We start from the raw sequence: 18334 nt of genomic DNA, 5'->3' as shown, positions 1-18334 counted from the left end.
AATTTTATTTGTATTTTCCAGTTTCACTCCGTTCCAAATAGTTTCAGCGTTTCATATTTGTTTCACATTGTGAAATCTGGTTTTACATATTACAGCAATAATTTAATACTTTTTCCTGAATTTGTCAACCGTTTAACGGCCTTTTTTAGAAATTGTTTATAAAACCTATTCCATCAGCGATCTTCACGGAAATAGTTGACTCCTAAATGAGCAGGAATATGCGCTCCCTTGCTTTTTCTGACCGATGAAACAATCAGTACAAGCGCGGTGATCAGGAACGGGAGCATATCAAAAAACGCAATCGGAATATTGTAAGTTGACTTCGGCACGTAATATTTAAGCACTCTGAGCGCTCCGAAAACGAAAGACCCGTAAATCGCATGAACCGGATTCCAGGAAGCGAAAATGACAAGCGCCACTGCGATCCAGCCAAGGCCTCCTACATTATCGCTGATCCACACGCCTCCGTTGATAATCATGGAACAGTATGCACCGCCAATCCCACAGATTCCTCCGCCCAGCAGAATATTGAAATACCTCAGCTTTGTCACCTGGATTCCCGCCGCATCCGCTGCTCCTGGATTTTCACCGATCGCCTGCACATTCAGTCCCATTTTCGTCTTGTGGAGATAAAGGCCCATCAGCACTGCCGTCACAATACCAAGGTATACAAAAGGATTATAGGAAAACAAAAGCGGTCCCACTATCGGAATATCGGAAAGCCCTGCAATATGGATGTTCCTCATCTGAGCTGTAATCGTCTCCGGCAGCTTCAGACTTTTACTTCCTGTCTTACCCAGCATATAAAAACCGATAAAATTTGCGAGTCCGATGCCAAAAATCGTAAGCGTCAGGCCGGTCACGTTCTGATTCGCCATAAATGTAACCGTCAGTACTGCATAGATGAGGGCGGCAGCCACACCGGCGATAAAAGAAGCCAGGATTGCCAGCCAGAAGTTGTCCGTCAGATAGCCTGCCATAAAACCGGCGCATGCTCCGATGGACATCATACCCTCCACCCCCAGGTTCAGGTGGCCTACCTTCTCACTCAGGATTTCTCCGACCGTTCCGAAAAGCAGCGGCGTTCCCGCAAGCACAGCTGCTACAATAAATTTAACCGCCATATCCATTATGCCGCACCTCCTTTCCTGCGAAAGACAAATTTATATCGTACAAACAGCTCGCACCCAAGAATAAAGAAGAGAATGATTCCCTGAAGCACAGCCGCGCAGTCAGATGACAGCCCGTAAGTAGATTGTACCACGCTGCTTCCTTTTTCCAATATGCTGAAGCAGAGGGAAACCACCAGAATCATCACCGGATTCAGCTGCGCCAGCCATGCGACTATAATAGCCGTAAAGCCTACTCCGCCGGCTACGGACGTAGTCAGGGTAATATCGGACCCTGCCGCCTGGATCATGCCTCCCAGGCCGCATACGGCCCCTGAAAAGAACATGGTTCTGAGCACGATCCTGCGTACATTCATTCCTGCATATCTGGCCGTATCCTGGCTTTCTCCCACAACGCCGATTTCATATCCCTGCTTGGAATATTTTAAGTAAATCAGGATAACAGCAACGAGGATCAGCGCAATGATCCATCCAAACTGGATTCCTAAAACCTTATCAAGTGCAGCATTTTTATCAAAGCGTGGGATTTTGGCAAATCCCTGAGCCGTTTTATCCCTCCACGGCCCTTCCTGCAGCCAGGAAATAATGTGGAGCGCGATATAATTGAGCATCAGGGTGAACAGCGTCTCGTTCGTGTCAAATTTCGTCTTAAACCATGCAGGTATCAGTCCCCACAGCCCGCCTCCTACGATGCCTGCCGCAGTCATGGCAAGTATAAGAATCCAGTGGTTCCAGTCCGAATGAAACAGAGCGAAATACGAAGCAAATACAGCGCCCATAATGATCTGGCCTTCCGCTCCGATATTCCAGAATTTCATTTTAAATGCCAGCGTAACGCCCAGCGACGAAACCAGAAGCGGAATCATAATCTTAATTGTTGCCTGAAAAGACATGGCGCTTCGAAAGCAGCCTTCCACAATCGTCTTATATACGAGGAATGGATTATAGCCGATCGAAAGAATGAAAAGCCCGCCTGCCACAATAGCCAGTATGACGGCTTCCAGACGCAGAATGACGATTTCACGTCCTGCCAGCTCTGCCTTTTTTACAACGCGGATCAATGGCTCGTTCATAGTCCCACCTCCTTCATATCAGCTCCTGTCATCATCAGGCCGACCTGCTCTTTCGTAACTTTGTGCGCGTCCACAATTCCTGTTACCTGTCCGTGGCACAACACCATAATCCGGTCGGAAAGCTCCAGCAGTACGTCCAGATCCTCGCCGATATATACGACCGCCACACCTTTTTCCTTCTGTTTATTTAACAGGTCATAGACGGTATAGGAGGAATTGATATCCAGTCCCCGGACCGGATATGCCGTAATCAGCACCTGTGGGCTGGATTCGATTTCCCGGCCCAGAAGAACCTTCTGAACGTTGCCTCCCGACATCATTCGAACCGGTGTATCAACACCCGGAGTCACAATTGACAGTTCCTTTACCAGGCGTTCCGCCTGTTCTCTTGCCCCTACCCGTTCCACAAACGGACCATTTCCCTTGCTGTATGTTTTCAGAAGCATATTGTCCACCATGCCCATGGATGCCACAAGCCCCATCCCAAGGCGGTCTTCCGGAACAAAACTCATGCTGATTCCCAGCTTGATAATTTCTGCCGGACTTTTTCCGACTATATTTTCTTTATGGTAAAGAATTGCTCCTTTTTTTGCTTCCATAAGTCCGGTAAGCGTTTCGCACAGCTCCTTCTGCCCGCTGCCTGCCACTCCGGCCACACCCAGGATTTCGCCCGTATTGATTTCGAAGGAAATATCGTCCAGTGCCGTCGAGCCGTCGCTTTTCATTACGGTCAGGTCCACAACCTTCAGGATGCTTTCCTTGTTTTTCACCTCCGGCCGCTTGATCTCCAGGTTGACCGGCCGGCCGACCATGAGTTCCGTAAGCCTTTTTTCGTCTGATTCCTTCGTATTGACCGTGTCGATACTCTTTCCCTTTCTGAGGATCGTCACGCGGTCGCTGATATCCAGTACCTCATGAAGCTTATGGGTGATAATGATAATCGCGCATCCCTGTTCCTTCATCTTCCTCAATATGGCAAAGAGCTTTTCTGTCTCCTGAGGAGTGAGCACTGCCGTCGGCTCATCCAAAATAAGGATCTGCGCGCCTCTATATAAAACCTTCAGAATCTCTACTGTCTGCTTTTCGCTGACAGACATATCATAGACTTTCTTTTCCGGTTCAATTTCCAATCCAAACGACTGGCTGATCTCTTCAATTTTCTTTTTCAGGACTTTGGAAGCCAGTCTCTTCTCCTTTGTCCCTAAAACAATATTATCCTGGGCGCTGAATACGTCTACCAGTTTAAAATGCTGATGGATCATACCAATTCCAAGCGCTGCCGAATCCACCGGTGAATTGATGGTCACTTCCTTGCCGCCGATATAAATAGCCCCGTCATCCGGATGATATATCCCGGACAGCATATTCATCAGCGTCGTTTTTCCAGAGCCGTTCTCTCCCAGCAGAGCCAGGATTTCTCCATATCTGACCTGTAAATCAATCTCATCATTGGCAACTACACTGCCGAATCTCTTAGTAATTTTTCTGCACTCAATGGCAAAATTCTCTGTCATGTGTCTCTCCTTCTTCCCTGGAAGGTAAATAGAAATGGAATAAAGTGGAATAAAAAGTAACAAAAGAGTGTTGCAAAAGGAAAAACAGACATGCCTCCGATACCAGATTTTGTACCAGGCAGCGGCCAGGTCACACCATCTGGTATCGAGGGCAATGATTATTTCTTTTCTGCAACACTCTCTATGTGATTGTTATTCTTCTTACTTCTCTACAACATTCTTGTAGTACCAGTTCATGTTGCCTGTAATATCAGCGTCTGATAAGCTCTTGCCTTCTTCGCCTACTGTGGAACCATCGTTGCACTCGATCACGCCGTCAAATACATCCCATTCTCCGGAAACCATCTTTGCTTTTGCTTCTTCAACCTTCTCAGCTGTGCCTTCTTCACACAGGTCAGAAAGAGGAGCAAATGTAACAAGGCCGTCTGCGATAGAGCCGAAGTAATTTTCACCTGTCCATGTTCCGTCGATTAAAGATTTTACTGCTTCTGTGTAGTAAACTGACCAATCCCACATCGTGGAAGTCAGAACTGCAGCAGGAGCATCCTGGCTCATATCAGAGTTATATCCAACGCCCCATATGCCTGCTTTTTCAGCAGCCAGCTGTGGGTTCGGAGTATCACAGTGCTGTCCGATCACGTCACAGCCCTCTGCGATCAGCGCTTCTGCAGCCTGTCCTTCTCCTTCCGGATCAAGCCAGCTGTTCGTTACTTTTACATAAACCTTTGCGTCAGGATTCACGGAAGCAACGCCCATTGCAAATGCATTGCAGCCGCCTGTAACTTCGGAGTTGTCCTTGCCCATGGCTGCAACATAACCGATTTTATTGGACTTTGTCTTCATTCCGGCAGCGATTCCTGTCAGATATCTTGCCTGATAAATTCTTCCGAAATAATTGTTGAAGTTCGTTCCGTTGCTCTTATATCCTGTACCATGTGAGAAAATAACCTCCGGATACTCTTCTGCAAGAGCCTCACATGTATCCATATATCCCCAGCTTGTAGCGAAAATGATGTTGCATCCTTCTTCAATACACTCTGTAATTGCTGTTTCAATTGCTGTTGCATCCGTATCGTCTACGTTATTTTTACGTACGATCTGGCTGTCCTCGAGTCCGAGATTCTTCTGCATGCCTACGATACCCTGGTCATGTGCATACGTATAGCCTGACCCTGCTGCCGGATCTCCGATGTGGATTACGCCGACCTTGATGTCTTCCTTGGCAACTGCCGGCATAACGCCTTCCTTTGCCTCGCCTGAGCTCTCGCTCTCCTCTGCCTTGGACTCATCGGTCTTGCTCTCCGCCTGAGTCTCTTTTGCCTGGGTCTCTGCCGCTGTCGTTTCCTTGCTGGAAGAACCGCCGCATGCGCTCATGGATAATACCATAGCTGCTGCCAATGCAATGCTTACAAATTTTCTCATTTTACTCCTCCTGAAATGAAATTTACTTGTTACCGTACATCATTGTATCCTTATCTGACAAAATTTTCAATAGATTTTCCGGTAAATTTCGGCAAATCCTATACATTTTTCCTTATTTAGAAAAATTTGTTCCAATATCCCTGAAGGAAGATAACGAGGACAATTACCGGAAGGATAAAGCTGACATAAAATTTCACGGCGCGCGGAAATTTCATTCCGGTACCGGCATTAGCTTCTTTCAGGAAATTGTCGAAGCCCCAGCCGTAACGGCTCGTACAGAAAGCCAGATATACAAGGCTTCCCAGCGGGAGAAGGTTGTTGCTCACGATAAAGTCTTCCAGATCCAGAATGGTGCTTCCGTCGCCCAGCGGCATAAAACCGCTCCATACGTTAAATCCCAGAACGCACGGGAGGGACAAGATGATTACGGCAACGATATTATATGCAACCGCTTTTTTAACGCTGCAGCCCGTAAGGTCCGTTGCGAACGATACAATGTTCTGGAAAACGGCAATAACCGTAGACATGGCTGCAAAGGACATGAACAGGAAAAACAGAGTTCCCCAAAGGCGTCCGCCTGCCATATGATTAAATACATTAGGGAGCGTAACGAAGATCAGGGCCGGTCCCTGTCCTGCGTCGATATTGTATGCAAAGCAGGCCGGAAAAATAATCAGTCCTGACATCAGCGCTACAAATGTATCGAGAATCGTTACACTGACAGCTTCTCCCGTAAGCCTTCTCTCTTTTCCGATATAGCTTCCAAAGATTGCGAGGGCGCCGATTCCTATACTGAGGGTAAAGAAGGCCTGTCCAAGGGCAGCAAAGATGGCCTCGCCAAGGGCGTGTATACTGACGTTCCCATCACTTCCCATCATCAGTTTTTTAAAATCCGGTTTTAAATAGAACTCCAGTCCTGGGCCGCTGTTTTCCATAAATACGGAATGGACGGCCAGCACGATCATGAGCATTAACAGGCATACCATCATAATCTTCGTAATGCCTTCCACGCCCTTCTGGAGTCCCATCGCACAAACGCCAAAGCAGAGAAGGACGATAAATACCATAAAGATCGTCATAACAGCCGGATTTCCCAGCATGTCGTTAAACACGCCTCCGACGCCTTCCGCATCCAGCCCTGTAAAATCTCCTTTTGCCATTTTCAGGAAATAAAGGACCATCCATCCAGCCACCGTCGTATAAAACATCATCAGAATATAGTTGCCTGCCATGGCAAAATATTTCTCAATATGCCATTTCGTACCTTTCGGCTCCAGTACGTCAAATGACAATGCCGCACTCTTCTGGCTGGCTCTCCCCACAGCGAATTCCATAACAATAATCGGAAGGCCGAGGACCAGAAGGAAGAGCATGTAGATCAGTACAAAAGCTGCTCCCCCATATGCGCCTACAATGTATGGAAAGCGCCATACATTCCCAAGACCGATGGCACATCCCGCGGAAATCAGGATAAATCCTAACCGGGATGAAAATTGTTCTCTTTTCATAGTCTTTCCTCTTTTCTTTCTTTAAATACCTACCCGGCTTCACACCCGTCCGGTGTTCAGCAATCAATACGCATCTGTAAAATTGCGTACCGTCTCTATTCTACAATAGGCATCCGTAAAATGTAAAGGGCAAATCAGCTTCTATCATGTAAAAAGCCGCACAGCTTATTTCACTGTACGGCTTTTATGAGGATCTTATTTTTTTGTATTCAGCATTGTTATAACAATATTTTCTGCGCCTACTTCCGTTTTTCTCTTAACGATATCTTCGATCTGTGCTCTCTGCGGATCCGTAATGCTGGCCGCATTGATAACTACGTCGACCTGGCCGTCCGTAATGCTGACCACCGGGTTTACGAAACCTTTTGCCTGCAGAAGTGTTTCGGCAGCATTTTCTTTTTCTGCCACTTCAGTCATCCGAATCATATCGTTGACAGCCTGCTGCTTTGCAGCCTCATCAATCGACGGACTGTTGATGATTTCATTGAGAGTTTCCTTATTTTTAGCCCTCACCTGTTCTCTGGAAAGCTGAACATTCGCTATGTATTCCGATACGTTCATACCGCTCGTAAGGACTGCTTCTCCTGGATTATCCATACCGGCTTCCTGCTGCTGTCCTTCGCTTCCGTCCGCCACCTGAGGCCGCCTGTTTCCTGACCGTTTTCCGGTGCTTTCGTTGCTTCCGCTACATTGGCTACGTCTTCTGCTTCTTCCATGCCTTCATCCGGACTGACAATTTCCTTAACCGGATCTGATGCCGTCAATGCCTGGTTTTCAGCCAGAATGTCCTCATCGGATATCTCCATCATACCTGCCTCATAGACATCATTCCGGAAACTGCCTCTTTTTTGCCGGCATAATTCAGATAACCTGCCGCGGCAATCATTATAGCCAGTGTAGTGATGATGATCTGGTTCCTTCGGAACAGCTTTTTCATATTTTTCATGTCATACACTCCTTTATTCGACCCTCTTTAATACTCTTATTTTATGCCTGGGTACATGAAATAATGCTTCCAGTGCCGCAGAAATTTCTTCCTTTATTACGGCATTCCCTCCCCCCTGCGCGCTTACGATAATTCCCTCAATTTCCGGCTTCAATTCTTTTTCCACGATAGGAGCGCTGTCTGCTCCATTTCCTGTAAGGACGGTACTCTCCTGCGTATCGCTGCTTTTTACGCTGCGGCTCATACCGTCGGGATCCAGCTCATCCGACTCTGAAAGGGATTGTGACCGGTCTGTTCTGAGAATTTTTTCCTCTGAAGATTTCAGTACGATCATTACATCCACTTTTCCCACCCCTTCCACTGTAGAAAGGATTTTTTTTTACCCGGTCTTCCAGCTGTCTTTCATACGTTTTCCCGACCTCACCTCCCCCCTGCGCGCTCTGTGCAGGAGCTTTGGTACTGCCGGAAGACGCTCCTTTTCTTCCTCCCGACGGCATTGCCAGAACAAGCAGGCAGAGTCCGGCTGCCAGAACAAGAAACCATTTATCCCTGGTCATTTTGAAATTGAATTTCCACATGGTTTTCCTCCAATTGATAATACTGAGCTGTTTTCCTTCTGAATGCGGCTGATTGTTCCTGATTGTCGGCCAGCCTTCCGGCCACAGTGAGCCTTATGCCCAGGACTTTGCCAAAATGTTCTGATGACTGGCTCCTTCTATTTCTACGCCGACATCCGTGACGGCCAATCCCGATTCTTCCGCCATCTGTCTCACATCTACGGCTACTGCTTCTTCATACTGGCTGATCAGCATGGACAGCCGCTTCTCTTCCATGCCGTAAATCTCCTTTTTCAGATCCTGTGCATCGTTCTGAAATGAAAATTCCTCGAAGTATCCGGCCATTTTGTCCTCCAGCCTTATTCCTGACAGAAACGGGCTGGCTACGATTAAGATCAGAATCATACCGGCAAACAGCCTGATGTACTTTTCGTATTTTCCTGACGGCAGCAGTCCCATGAGAACGGTCAGGAATATCAGATAAAAGACAATGTTTTTCACCCAGCCATATAATCCTTCCATCCCTTCTCCTCCTCACTAACCGGCTGTTTACAGATTTTATGCCTGTACGGCACTTTTTTTAACCGCTGAAATATACGGCGTTTGTGGCGCTGCATACCATAGCGATCGCAATAACAAACAGCACCATGGAATAAACCAGCAGCTTTACAAGAATTTTATGCCCTTCCGCAGCAGCCGTAACACATGAGATGATCCGTTTGTCACAGACCGGCTCCAGAGCGGCCGCAGCACATTGATACATCAGTGCAAGAATGACCAGTTTAATAATAGGTACTGCCGTAATAACCATAAGAATAACGGCCGCAGCCGCACCCATCGTATTTTTAATCAGAATTCCGGAACCAAGCATCAGCTGGGCGACCATACCTGCCCCCTTGCCGACTCCCGGAATCGCTTCCATTGCCTTCGTCATGGTTGAATTTTTAACAGCATCCACATACGGCATAATCATACCCTGAAGAAGATTTAAGCCGAGTACAATACCCATCACTGTTTTAAGGCTCCATGTCACCCCTGATTTTATCAGATCGGTAAGTTTGGACAGCATGTCTTCCTTGGCAATGTGGCCTGCCAGGGAAAGGAGAAGGTATATCTTCATAAGCGGCAGAAGCACTCTCACAAACAGCCATTCTACGGATGATACAGCAAGAAACATGGACTCGTAGAGTACAGCCGAGGAAGCGCTCCCTCCTGAGAATGCCACAGCCAGAAAATAGGACGGCATTAACAGCTTCATAAATTCGAGAATTCTTCCAACGGCTTCTCCTGTCAGCGTCACGCTGGCAAAAAAGCTCGCCGCCAGATAGGAAAATATCAAAAGGTATGTAACGAAAAATCCGGTCTCCGACACCTGATTCGCTGTAAAAACGCCTGAGAAATTCGTAAAAACAGCTCCGGCAAGGCCAAGCACCATGATCTGAAGAAGCAGGTCCCCATTCCCTCCTATTTCTGAAAACATGGCGTTTTTTATCGTTCCCGCAGCCATTTGGGCTACGTCCCCGGCATCGCCATTCATCAGCTTTTTTATCATCTCTGTAAAAGAGAGGTTCCAGCCGTTCTGCCTTCCCTGATTCTTCAGGAATTCTTCTACTGCAGTAAAATCATAATCCGACAGGCTCACGCCCCCGCCGCCGTCTGCATCCGTCTCTGCAGCAAACGCTTTGACACTCAATAATCCCAGGCTTCCTTCCCATACGATAAACAATATCAGAAGCAGCTGTCTGAGCCGTTTTATTTTTTCCATAGGCCTCTCTCCATCATGTTGCGTCCTTTACGCCAGGAATTTCTGCATAGTCTCTATCAATGCCATAAAAACCGGCATGCTGACTGCCAGAATCGACAGTTTTCCAAATATCTCAATCTGTGTTCCAACTGCACTGTAACCGGCATCTTTGCAGATTCCCGACGAGAATTCCGCCACATATGCGATCCCTACCATTTTCAGAAGTGTGTTTAAATATACTTTATTGATCTTTATACAGGAAATGATTTTTTCTAGGGTATCCAGAATGATTCCCAGCTTTCCTGCTCCGTAAAAGAAAATGAAAAAGCCGGCCGCAATTACCATATATGTACCGTATTCGCTTTTCACGCCTTTCAGCTGTACTGCCAGAAGCACTGCTGCTATCCCGGCCGCCGCCATCGTGATAATTGTCATTCTCTTCCACTTCCTTCCCCGCCTGCATTTACTTTACAGGGCGAATAATTGTTTTATAGTCTCAAAAAGCTCGTATATATATGGAACCATCCAGAACAGCACAAGGACCAGTCCAGCCAAGCTCGTCAGAAACGCCTGCTCTTCTCTGCCGCTGTGCTTCAATACCTGGCAGATCACAGAAACAAGGATTCCCACTGCCGCAATTTTAAAAATCAGATTTACTCCCATGCCGCCCTCCTCAACACATAACAATAATCAGAAAAAGCCCTGCTGCAATGCCCAGGCTTGTATAAAGTCTGTTCTTTTCCTGCAGATGCTCCCTGAGATATGTAATTTCCCCATCCAGCTGCTCCAGATACAACAGGATTGTTCTCTCCTGCATTGCGTGATCCAGATAGCCAAGGTTCTGGCCTAACCCCTTCAGCTGCCTTCTGTCCTCATTTGAAAGCGGAACCTCTTTATCCAGCCGGTCAACCTCTTCCTGCCACATCTCATAAAAGGACTCCCCGTTCCGCTCTGCTATTCTCTTGGACATATCTGTAAACATCCCGCTTAACACACAGCTGCTTCTCTCCCCTGCGTGCGCAAATGCCTCTTCCAACGGAGCATTGGCATACAGGATTTCTCCTTTTAACAGTGTGATCATTTTTCTTAAATCTTCTAATAACCGGAGGTGGTCTCTGTATCTCAGTCCCATGGATATTCCTGTTCCGGCAGCCCCAGCTGCCGTAAGCAGAATCCCCGCCGTCTTAATCCAGACCATCAGCATACTGGTCACCTGTCTCTTTCCCTACGTTTTTCCCAGCTGCATCGTAAACGCCGGCTACGTGGCCGATGTGGCCGCTGCAGTCCAGAAGAACATATCGCTGAAAGATCCCCTCTGCAAACATCTCATTTAAAACCGGCTTTTTCTTTATGTCTTCTATGGATTCCCCATGTACGGTTGCCACCAGGCGGCAGCCGCAGTTTACGGCATACCGGACTGCTTCCAGTTCTTCACGGCTTCCGATTTCATCTACAGCAATCACTTCCGGCGACATGCTGCGGATCATCATCATCATGCCTGCCGCTTTCGGGCAGCAGTCCAGTACATCCGTACGTATTCCCACGTCATTCTGCGGCTCTCCCTGCCAGCATGCGGCAATCTCTGACCTTTCATCCACCACCCCGGCCGTCATGCCTTTTCTTATGCCTGTCCCATTAGAGACCTGGCGGATGATATCACGTAGAAGCGTCGTCTTCCCGCATCGCGGGGGAGAGACAATCAGAGTATGACAGAACTCTTCATTCCCGGAAGCCGTCCTGCGCATCAGGAAAGGCATTATTCTGTCTGCACAGCCTTTGACTTCATGGGACAGCCTGACGTTAATGAATGATATGAATTTCATCGTCCGGATATTCCTGCCATCTGCAACTGCCCTTCCGGCAATCCCAATTCTGTGGCCGCCCTGGATGGTAATGAAGCCTTGGCGCAGTTCTTCTTCAAAGGCATACATGGAATAATTACTCATACATTCTACCGTTTCTTTCAGGTCTTTCCGGGTGACTATGTAGGCCCCTTCCTTCCCTGCAGACATTCTCCCTGTTTTGCTTATAAAAACTTCCCTGTTTTGATATACCATAAAAAGGGGGGCGGAAATTCTAAGCCGTATTTCCTGTACCTGTCCGAAATCGACGGCCAGGCCGGCCAGCATTTCCCTTATCCCCTTCGAAAAAATCTGAAGAAACCCGTCCCTGTTTTCCATATCCTTCCCTCCTTTTACCTCAGTATATGTAAGGATGTCCTGAAATTATAACCACAAAGAACAGCAGAACTTTATCCCGGATAAACAAAAGCCGGCATATGCGTAAGACATCTCTGTCTTTTTTGCATATACCGGCCTTGTAAACTGCCTTTGAATTATTTATGAATTACCTGTCCCTGCAGACACCGCTGCTGTCAACCCAGTGACTGCCTTCTACATAATTGTCTGTAACCATTGCCCCGCTGGCGTCGCAGTAATACCAAAGGTTATTCCAGGAAATCCATCCTGTTTTCATGTAGCCTGTGGAGTCGAAAAAGTACCACTTATTGTTGATGTATTCCCACCGGTTCACAGGATTACTGCCATTTGATTCCTTCCACCACCAGCCTGCATTGTCATGCTTCCACTCTCCTGTGGCAGACGGCTGTCCGTTTCCGCCATCCGGCTGGTAAGCGCCGGAACCATCAAAGAAATAATTCTTGCCGTCGATCTCAACCCATCCTGTTACCATGTAACCGTCTGAGTTAAAATAATAGCGCTTATCGTTAATGGTCATCCACTCATTTTTCGGATAGCTTCCGTTTGACCTGAGCCACCACCAGCCCGTCTGGTCCTCCTGCCATCCCGTATTGCCTGTAGGCTTTGAATCGGAACTGTCATCGTCGTCGTCATCCTTGGAAGACGTCTTTTTATTTCTTACTGCGTCTGCGTAATCGTCATCCACATCAAAGGAATCTGAAAATTCAGACCATGGGCCGTTTGTATAATCTCTGCTGCTTGATTTCGCAAGGGCGCGGACACGGAATGAATACTCTCCCTCTTTTGTCATCTTGGAGTAAAATTTATATTTTTCAGACTTTGTCTTAACTGTAATCACCCTGGAACCATCACGGTAAAGGCTTACTTCATACTGATATTTCCCCTCGATCTCATCCCAGTTTGCCTCACCATCGTCATCCCACCACAGTCCGGAAACCTCTTCCAGCTGTTCTTTTTCATCATCGTCATCGCTGGTTTTTGCCAGCGCCTGAAAACTGCCCCCGATCAGAAAGAGGCTTATCAGCAGCATTGTAATCAGTATACCCCATCGTTTTTTCAGCATTTTGCTTCCTCCTATCATAGTGATGTCCTTTGTAAAAAATCAGCTTATTACGCCATGCTGTGGCCTCAATTTCGCTTCGCTCCATTTCGGTCACAGGCTTTCGCATGGTTTACTGCGCCATGCTGTGGCCTCAATTTCGCTTCGCTCCATTTCGGTCACGGGCTTTCGCATGGTTTACTTCGCCATGCTGTGGCCTCAATTTCGCTTCGCTCCATTTCGGTCACGGGCTTTCGCCCTATAAGAGCAGACAGCCAGATATTTCCTTACGTGCAAGCACGACGGGAATACCTAGCTGTTTGTTCTTGCATGGCTCATTGCTTACGTGCACATTATACCACAAGTTCTAGTTTTGTGGGGGATTTTTCTGTGTATTTCTGGTTCTGTTTCTTACTTTTTTTACAACTTTCCCTTCCGGCTTTCTTTTTATTTTATAGATAATCCTGATAAATGCGGCAACTTCTTCCCACGCTTCCCTGCTTTCCGGTATCAGGTCCAGGCCCATCTGAAATACGTGGAACATACCCTCATATATGGACAGCCTGCGGCGGACTCCTGCTTCCTTTGCCTTTTCTGCTGCAGCGATGCTGTCGCTGAGCAGAACCTCATAGCTTCCTACCTGAATCAGCATGGGCGGCAGCTTTTTAAAATCTCCGTAAATCGGAGATATATACGGTTCTCTTGGATCGTGCTCACCAATATAGGCGGAATCATAAAGCATATTATCCGTAGAATTGCCAAATAACGGGTCGATCTCATAATTTTCCCTGTAACTGTCTCCGCTCAATGTAAGGTCGGTCCATGGAGACATAAGAATCACCCCGGCCGGCAGAGGAATTCTGTGGTCTTTCAAATACAGGCAGAGCGCAAGGGCAAGGCCGCCTCCTGCTGAATCTCCCGCTATCACGATCTGTGAAGGCCTGTAATTTTTCTCCTCAATCAGCCATCGATATGCTTCCACGACATCTAAAAGGGCTGCCGGGTAAGGATTTTCCGGCGCCACCCGATAATCTACCGACAGGACATCTCCCCCAAAGCTGATTTTGGAATATCTGACGGCAAAATGCCTGTACACATTCTTCATCGGTCCGATATAACCGCCTCCATGAAGCTGAAGTATCATCCTTCCTGTATAGACCCCTGTCGGGCAGAGGTATTCCATATGGAAATTTTCCCTCTCAATGATTTCGTACTCATATCCAGATGGGCAGACCCAGGCTGGTTCCACTGGATTTTTTCTGAAATCCCCCTTCTGAATCGGCTGTTTCAGTGAAGTCTCCATCACATTTTTCATCATTTCCCGTACCAGATTTCCTCTTACGCTTACCCGTTTCTCTCTCATTTCATGCTCCTCTCATAAGTGAAACCTGCGGATCAGTTCTCTTTTCACGCTTCGGTCGCCTCTCACCACCACAAGTATCAGGATCAGTACGGAAAACATAACCGTTATAACCGCCATTTCCGGCTTTGTAACCCACCCGGCAGCCCATAGGATCACCGGGATAAAGCTGAATATGGTAATCGTAATCTGATACATCAGATAACTCTGCCAGTTCAGCCGGTTCACAATAATCAAAAACACAATTGCTATATCTGCAAATAAAATCGTGCTGGGAACCGCATAATTTACAGACCATCCTTCATACCCCAGCAAATGATCCGTCAGTATCAGAAGCACCTGAGCCCCTATCGTCTGTATCATAATTTTTGATCCCAGATTGGCATGGCGCATGATGGAATAACGGATCGTAACTGCGGCGTAAAGAATGCAGCCTGCGGCGATTCCCGACCAGAGAATTTCCGTTCCTGTCACATAGTTTATAATACCCAGAACCACGGCCATCACTGCCATTACAGCATAAAATACGTGAACCAGCTTTTTCCACATACTTTTGTCGTAATGAATCTTGGGATACATGTTTTTATCCGGTATGCCTTCCGCCACGCCGTTTCCTTCCGTTTCTACAGGTATGCCCTGATCTCTCATGGAGTCGAAAAAGTAATCCTGAAGCTTGGTATCTGCCAATACCGAGCTGAACGTGATAATCATTTCATCACCGCAGGAGCATACGCCGCATTTTAATCTCTGCCGTTCCGATACGCCGATAACAAAGTGAAAACGTTCAATGTACTTCTGATATTCTTCATCCAGCATAATCGGACCAATATTCGATAAGGTGAGCGTGTGAGCTCTGTCATTCCGGCAGAAAATAAGATTGGCACCTACCCATTTTACGAACAGAGGCATAATTCGGATGTACCACTTTTTTTCATTGGAAACATTATAGGATATCCGTTCCTGGAGCTTTTCCCGGACAATTTTCTCATCCATCTGCCGGCTCACTTCTTTTAGAATTTCCTCAAATTTATGGGTGTTCTCAACAGGCGTAAAATCAATTCCCGTCACTGCAAAAAAGTTAGCCATTGTTTCTGATTTGAATATGGATCTTAAATTGATCGGCAGATTGATTCCAATTGTCTGGCCGCACGGTTTTCCATCCATCGAAGCCTGATATACAGACCAGATCAGAAGAGCCGTCAAATATTTTGTAATACTGACGCCATATGACCGGCACATCGTTTTTAAATCAGCCACCTTCACATACCCATGGATGACATTTTCCGCATCCAGAGGCAGACGTTCTCCCTCCAGCTGGTAAGCCCGTTCCGTACTGTAGCTCTTATTTTTCATCTTCCGGTAGTTCTTCAGGTAACTGTCCTCAATTGCCTGAATACCGGTACTGCCGAGATTTTCTTCTTCCGGTTTCTCGTATTCCGTATGATGCGAAAGTTGCAGATACCGTTTTGTCAGCTCACGCAGGAAATTGACGGCTCCCATACCATCCGTAATCGCGTGAAATACCTCCAGATTAATTCGCCTCTGGTAGAAGCTGACACGGAATAAGAACATCTGGCTGCTTCTCGGATCAATATACTTGCATGGATAAGTCGTCTCCCGTTCGATCCGGGGTGTTCTTCTGTTGTTTTCAAAATAATACCAGAAAAATCCCCGTCTCAGCCTGACTCTGAATCCCTCCAGCCATGGCAGTACGTCCTCCAGAGCTTTCTGAAGCAGTTCCGGGTCCACCTGTTCCCTGAGGGTAACGGATACCCGGAAGACATTGCTGAAATTTTCATTTGTAATAACTGGAAATATCTTTGCCGTATTGTCCAGTCTTCTCCAGCCCTGAGGTCCTTTCTTCATCGTTCATCCCCCTACTTTATAATCAGTCCCAGACGTTTTGCCAGCTCCGCCGCCTGGTAAAAGTCAACTACAGCGCCCTTCAGTTCGGAGCATTCGTCCGACAACACGAGTTCTGAAATTGTACATGTGGTAAAATCCATTTTTCTGAGAGATGTTTTAAAGAAGCTTGTTCCATGAAGGCGGGTTCTGTCCCATTCCACCTCTTTCACTCTGCACTGGCTGACGTTCCCATGACTCAGTTCCACATCCTGAAACCCAACTTTTTCCAGCTTTGACGAGTCAAAATTCGCATATTCCAGATTGCAGTCCCGGAATATCATATTCTGTATGCTGCTTCCTGTATATTTAGCGCCCATTCCTTTAGAGGAAATCATCTGACAACGGTTAAAATAGCTGTCGTTAAAACTGCAGTTTGAAATATTGCAGGATTTGAAAATTACATCCGTAAACTCGCCTTTATCAAACATGCAGTTTAAAAATGTACAGTTCTCAAATCTGACCTTAGACGAACACATCCTGGAAAAATTCAGATCCACAGCTGTAACGTCCTTTATTATGATTTCATGTATAAGAATCTCCTCTTCCGCACAGTCTTTCAAAAATTCACAATCGCCTTCCGTATTATAAAATACTTCCGGCATCCACGGCGCCGTAATTCCCTTCTCTTTCACAGCCCTTTCCTCCTGCTATTTCTATCGATTTTGTTTCCGCGTCTGCTGCAGAAATCCGAGCACTCCGTTTTGACGGAGACATTATAGCTGAGAGAAAGCGATCGTATAATCCCTCTCAAACAGTTCCTCGCACATCTGGAGCTTTAACGTCTCCCAATCCATCTTTTCCATCAGCTTCTGCTGAACAAATTTCTTGCTTTTCTGTTTATACTTCGGCAGGTGGTTGATTTCCAGAAGATGCTGCAGTTCCGGCCTCCATATAAAGGTAATCTGCCGCTCCTTTTTAACTTTCGGATTCCGTTTCGCTTCTCTTTTTTCTTCAATTACAATCCTGCCGTCCCTTAAGGACACCAGCAGGATTCCCCAGTAGTCCGGAACATGCTTTTCCACATGTTTTTCATGGGATTTCCCCACCGTTACGTAATTTACGTCGCAATACTTGTCATAATCACGGACCTGCCTTTTCAGCCGTTCATAAGTATCGGCATCGCTTTTGATTTCCAGCCCTACAAACTGGCTCTCTGTCAGCATCAGGATATCCGCCCTGGATCTGCCTATCATTTTCTCTTCAAAAATTCTGGTTTTTCCAAACCGTTCTTCCAGATAATCAAATAACGGCTCTCTGATATCTTTATCGTATAAAACAGCTCTTTTCTCTCCGCCTGTTCCAGCGGTCTCCGTCATAGTATCCATATCATTATCGTTCCTTAGCGTCTAATAGACCTATTATATCTGCTCTCCATTAAAAAAGGAAGACCTAAAGCCATATAAGCTTTTGAGTCTTCCCTCATCCTGTTTTTTCTGACGCTCTGTCTCCTATCGTAAGTTTCAGACGGATACGGCCTGAAAAATGGATAGCAGCATGATCACAACGGCCATAATAATGGCTATATAATTGCTGCTTTTTTCATCTTTTGCCATCTGATACAATCCTTCATCCGGAATGATCATAAACGACGACGGTCTGTTTTCATCATACCGCACCTCTATTTTGCTCCCCTGTTTAAAATCATCTTTTCTTATGCTGAAGATCGTACTGCTCTCTCCATATGGCCTGTCTTCTGCTTCATACAGGAATAAAGGATAATAATAAACCGTTCGCATAAGGCGCCTCGTCTCAACTTCCAATACCTTCGCCTCTGCCGTTCCATGATATTCTTTCCGTGCTTTTTCAATCTCTTCTGTAAGATTGGCGGCCTCCCGCACTCTCAAAGCAAAGACAACGATCATTACGATACAGATTATAATAATAATCAGCGTCATACCTTCAGCCCTCCTGCGCCTC

The 18334-nt window shown here is 46.6% G+C and carries 18 protein-coding genes and 1 pseudogene; all 19 read right to left on the bottom strand.

What is annotated here, in order from left to right; all coding sequences use genetic code 11:
* Positions 1 to 173 precede the first annotated feature (173 nt).
* On the bottom strand, positions 174 to 1130 hold the full coding sequence (locus DXA13_RS09350; RefSeq protein ID WP_118243724.1) for an ABC transporter permease: 957 nt from the start codon (positions 1128 to 1130) through the stop codon (positions 174 to 176).
* Positions 1130 to 2203, bottom strand: a complete 1074-nt coding sequence (locus DXA13_RS09345) for an ABC transporter permease (protein ID WP_118243721.1) — start codon at positions 2201 to 2203, stop codon at positions 1130 to 1132. Before DXA13_RS09345 ends, DXA13_RS09350 begins: the two co-directional genes overlap by 1 nt.
* Entirely contained in the window at positions 2200 to 3717 is a 1518-nt protein-coding gene (locus DXA13_RS09340; protein WP_118243719.1) for an ABC transporter ATP-binding protein, read from the bottom strand. Before DXA13_RS09340 ends, DXA13_RS09345 begins: the two co-directional genes overlap by 4 nt.
* Positions 3718 to 3918: 201 nt before the next feature.
* Positions 3919 to 5139, bottom strand: coding sequence for a BMP family ABC transporter substrate-binding protein (locus tag DXA13_RS09335; RefSeq protein WP_118243717.1), 1221 nt, complete (start codon positions 5137 to 5139; stop codon positions 3919 to 3921).
* Between the two features lie 116 nt (positions 5140 to 5255).
* Positions 5256 to 6647, bottom strand: a complete 1392-nt coding sequence (locus DXA13_RS09330) for a sodium-dependent transporter (RefSeq protein ID WP_118243715.1) — start codon at positions 6645 to 6647, stop codon at positions 5256 to 5258.
* Between the two features lie 195 nt (positions 6648 to 6842).
* Positions 6843 to 7584: pseudogene (locus DXA13_RS09325) on the bottom strand (SpoIIIAH-like family protein).
* Positions 7585 to 7606: 22 nt separating this feature from the next.
* Positions 7607 to 7936 (bottom strand): hypothetical protein, encoded by a 330-nt coding sequence (locus tag DXA13_RS23020; protein ID WP_347559795.1) that lies wholly within the window; start codon positions 7934 to 7936, stop codon positions 7607 to 7609.
* Positions 7937 to 8264: 328 nt separating this feature from the next.
* Entirely contained in the window at positions 8265 to 8672 is a 408-nt protein-coding gene (locus DXA13_RS09315; RefSeq protein ID WP_118243713.1) for a stage III sporulation protein AF, read from the bottom strand.
* A 58-nt stretch (positions 8673 to 8730) separates the two neighbouring features.
* Complete coding sequence (locus DXA13_RS09310; protein ID WP_243009040.1) at positions 8731 to 9915, bottom strand: stage III sporulation protein AE; 1185 nt, start codon at positions 9913 to 9915, stop codon at positions 8731 to 8733.
* Positions 9916 to 9942: 27 nt separating this feature from the next.
* Positions 9943 to 10329 (bottom strand): stage III sporulation AC/AD family protein, encoded by a 387-nt coding sequence (locus tag DXA13_RS09305; RefSeq protein ID WP_118243711.1) that lies wholly within the window; start codon positions 10327 to 10329, stop codon positions 9943 to 9945.
* A 33-nt stretch (positions 10330 to 10362) separates the two neighbouring features.
* A complete protein-coding gene (gene spoIIIAC / locus DXA13_RS09300; protein WP_118243709.1) occupies positions 10363 to 10557 on the bottom strand; it encodes a stage III sporulation protein AC in 195 nt (64 codons plus the stop codon).
* A 10-nt stretch (positions 10558 to 10567) separates the two neighbouring features.
* A complete protein-coding gene (locus tag DXA13_RS09295; protein WP_118243707.1) occupies positions 10568 to 11098 on the bottom strand; it encodes a stage III sporulation protein AB in 531 nt (176 codons plus the stop codon).
* Positions 11079 to 12074 (bottom strand): stage III sporulation protein AA, encoded by a 996-nt coding sequence (gene spoIIIAA / locus DXA13_RS09290; RefSeq protein ID WP_118243705.1) that lies wholly within the window; start codon positions 12072 to 12074, stop codon positions 11079 to 11081. The genes DXA13_RS09295 and spoIIIAA overlap by 20 nt, the downstream gene beginning before the upstream one ends.
* Before the next feature lie 166 nt (positions 12075 to 12240).
* Positions 12241 to 13176 (bottom strand): hypothetical protein, encoded by a 936-nt coding sequence (locus DXA13_RS09285; protein ID WP_181995591.1) that lies wholly within the window; start codon positions 13174 to 13176, stop codon positions 12241 to 12243.
* 343 nt (positions 13177 to 13519) lie between these two features.
* On the bottom strand, positions 13520 to 14515 hold the full coding sequence (locus DXA13_RS09280; RefSeq protein WP_118243701.1) for an alpha/beta hydrolase: 996 nt from the start codon (positions 14513 to 14515) through the stop codon (positions 13520 to 13522).
* Between the two features lie 12 nt (positions 14516 to 14527).
* Positions 14528 to 16378 (bottom strand): DUF6320 domain-containing protein, encoded by a 1851-nt coding sequence (locus DXA13_RS09275; RefSeq protein WP_118243698.1) that lies wholly within the window; start codon positions 16376 to 16378, stop codon positions 14528 to 14530.
* Between the two features lie 11 nt (positions 16379 to 16389).
* Positions 16390 to 17049, bottom strand: coding sequence for a pentapeptide repeat-containing protein (locus DXA13_RS09270; RefSeq protein WP_243009039.1), 660 nt, complete (start codon positions 17047 to 17049; stop codon positions 16390 to 16392).
* Positions 17050 to 17130: 81 nt separating this feature from the next.
* Complete coding sequence (locus tag DXA13_RS09265; RefSeq protein WP_243009038.1) at positions 17131 to 17742, bottom strand: sce7726 family protein; 612 nt, start codon at positions 17740 to 17742, stop codon at positions 17131 to 17133.
* Between the two features lie 135 nt (positions 17743 to 17877).
* On the bottom strand, positions 17878 to 18312 hold the full coding sequence (locus DXA13_RS09260; protein ID WP_118243696.1) for a DUF3592 domain-containing protein: 435 nt from the start codon (positions 18310 to 18312) through the stop codon (positions 17878 to 17880).
* Positions 18313 to 18334: the final 22 nt, after the last annotated feature.

This window comes from Clostridium sp. AM58-1XD, from assembly GCF_003464085.1.
Taxonomy (GTDB): domain Bacteria; phylum Bacillota; class Clostridia; order Lachnospirales; family Lachnospiraceae; genus Lachnoclostridium_A.
Note: the sequence above shows the minus strand (reverse complement) of the source record. Positions and strands in the feature narration are given on the sequence as shown.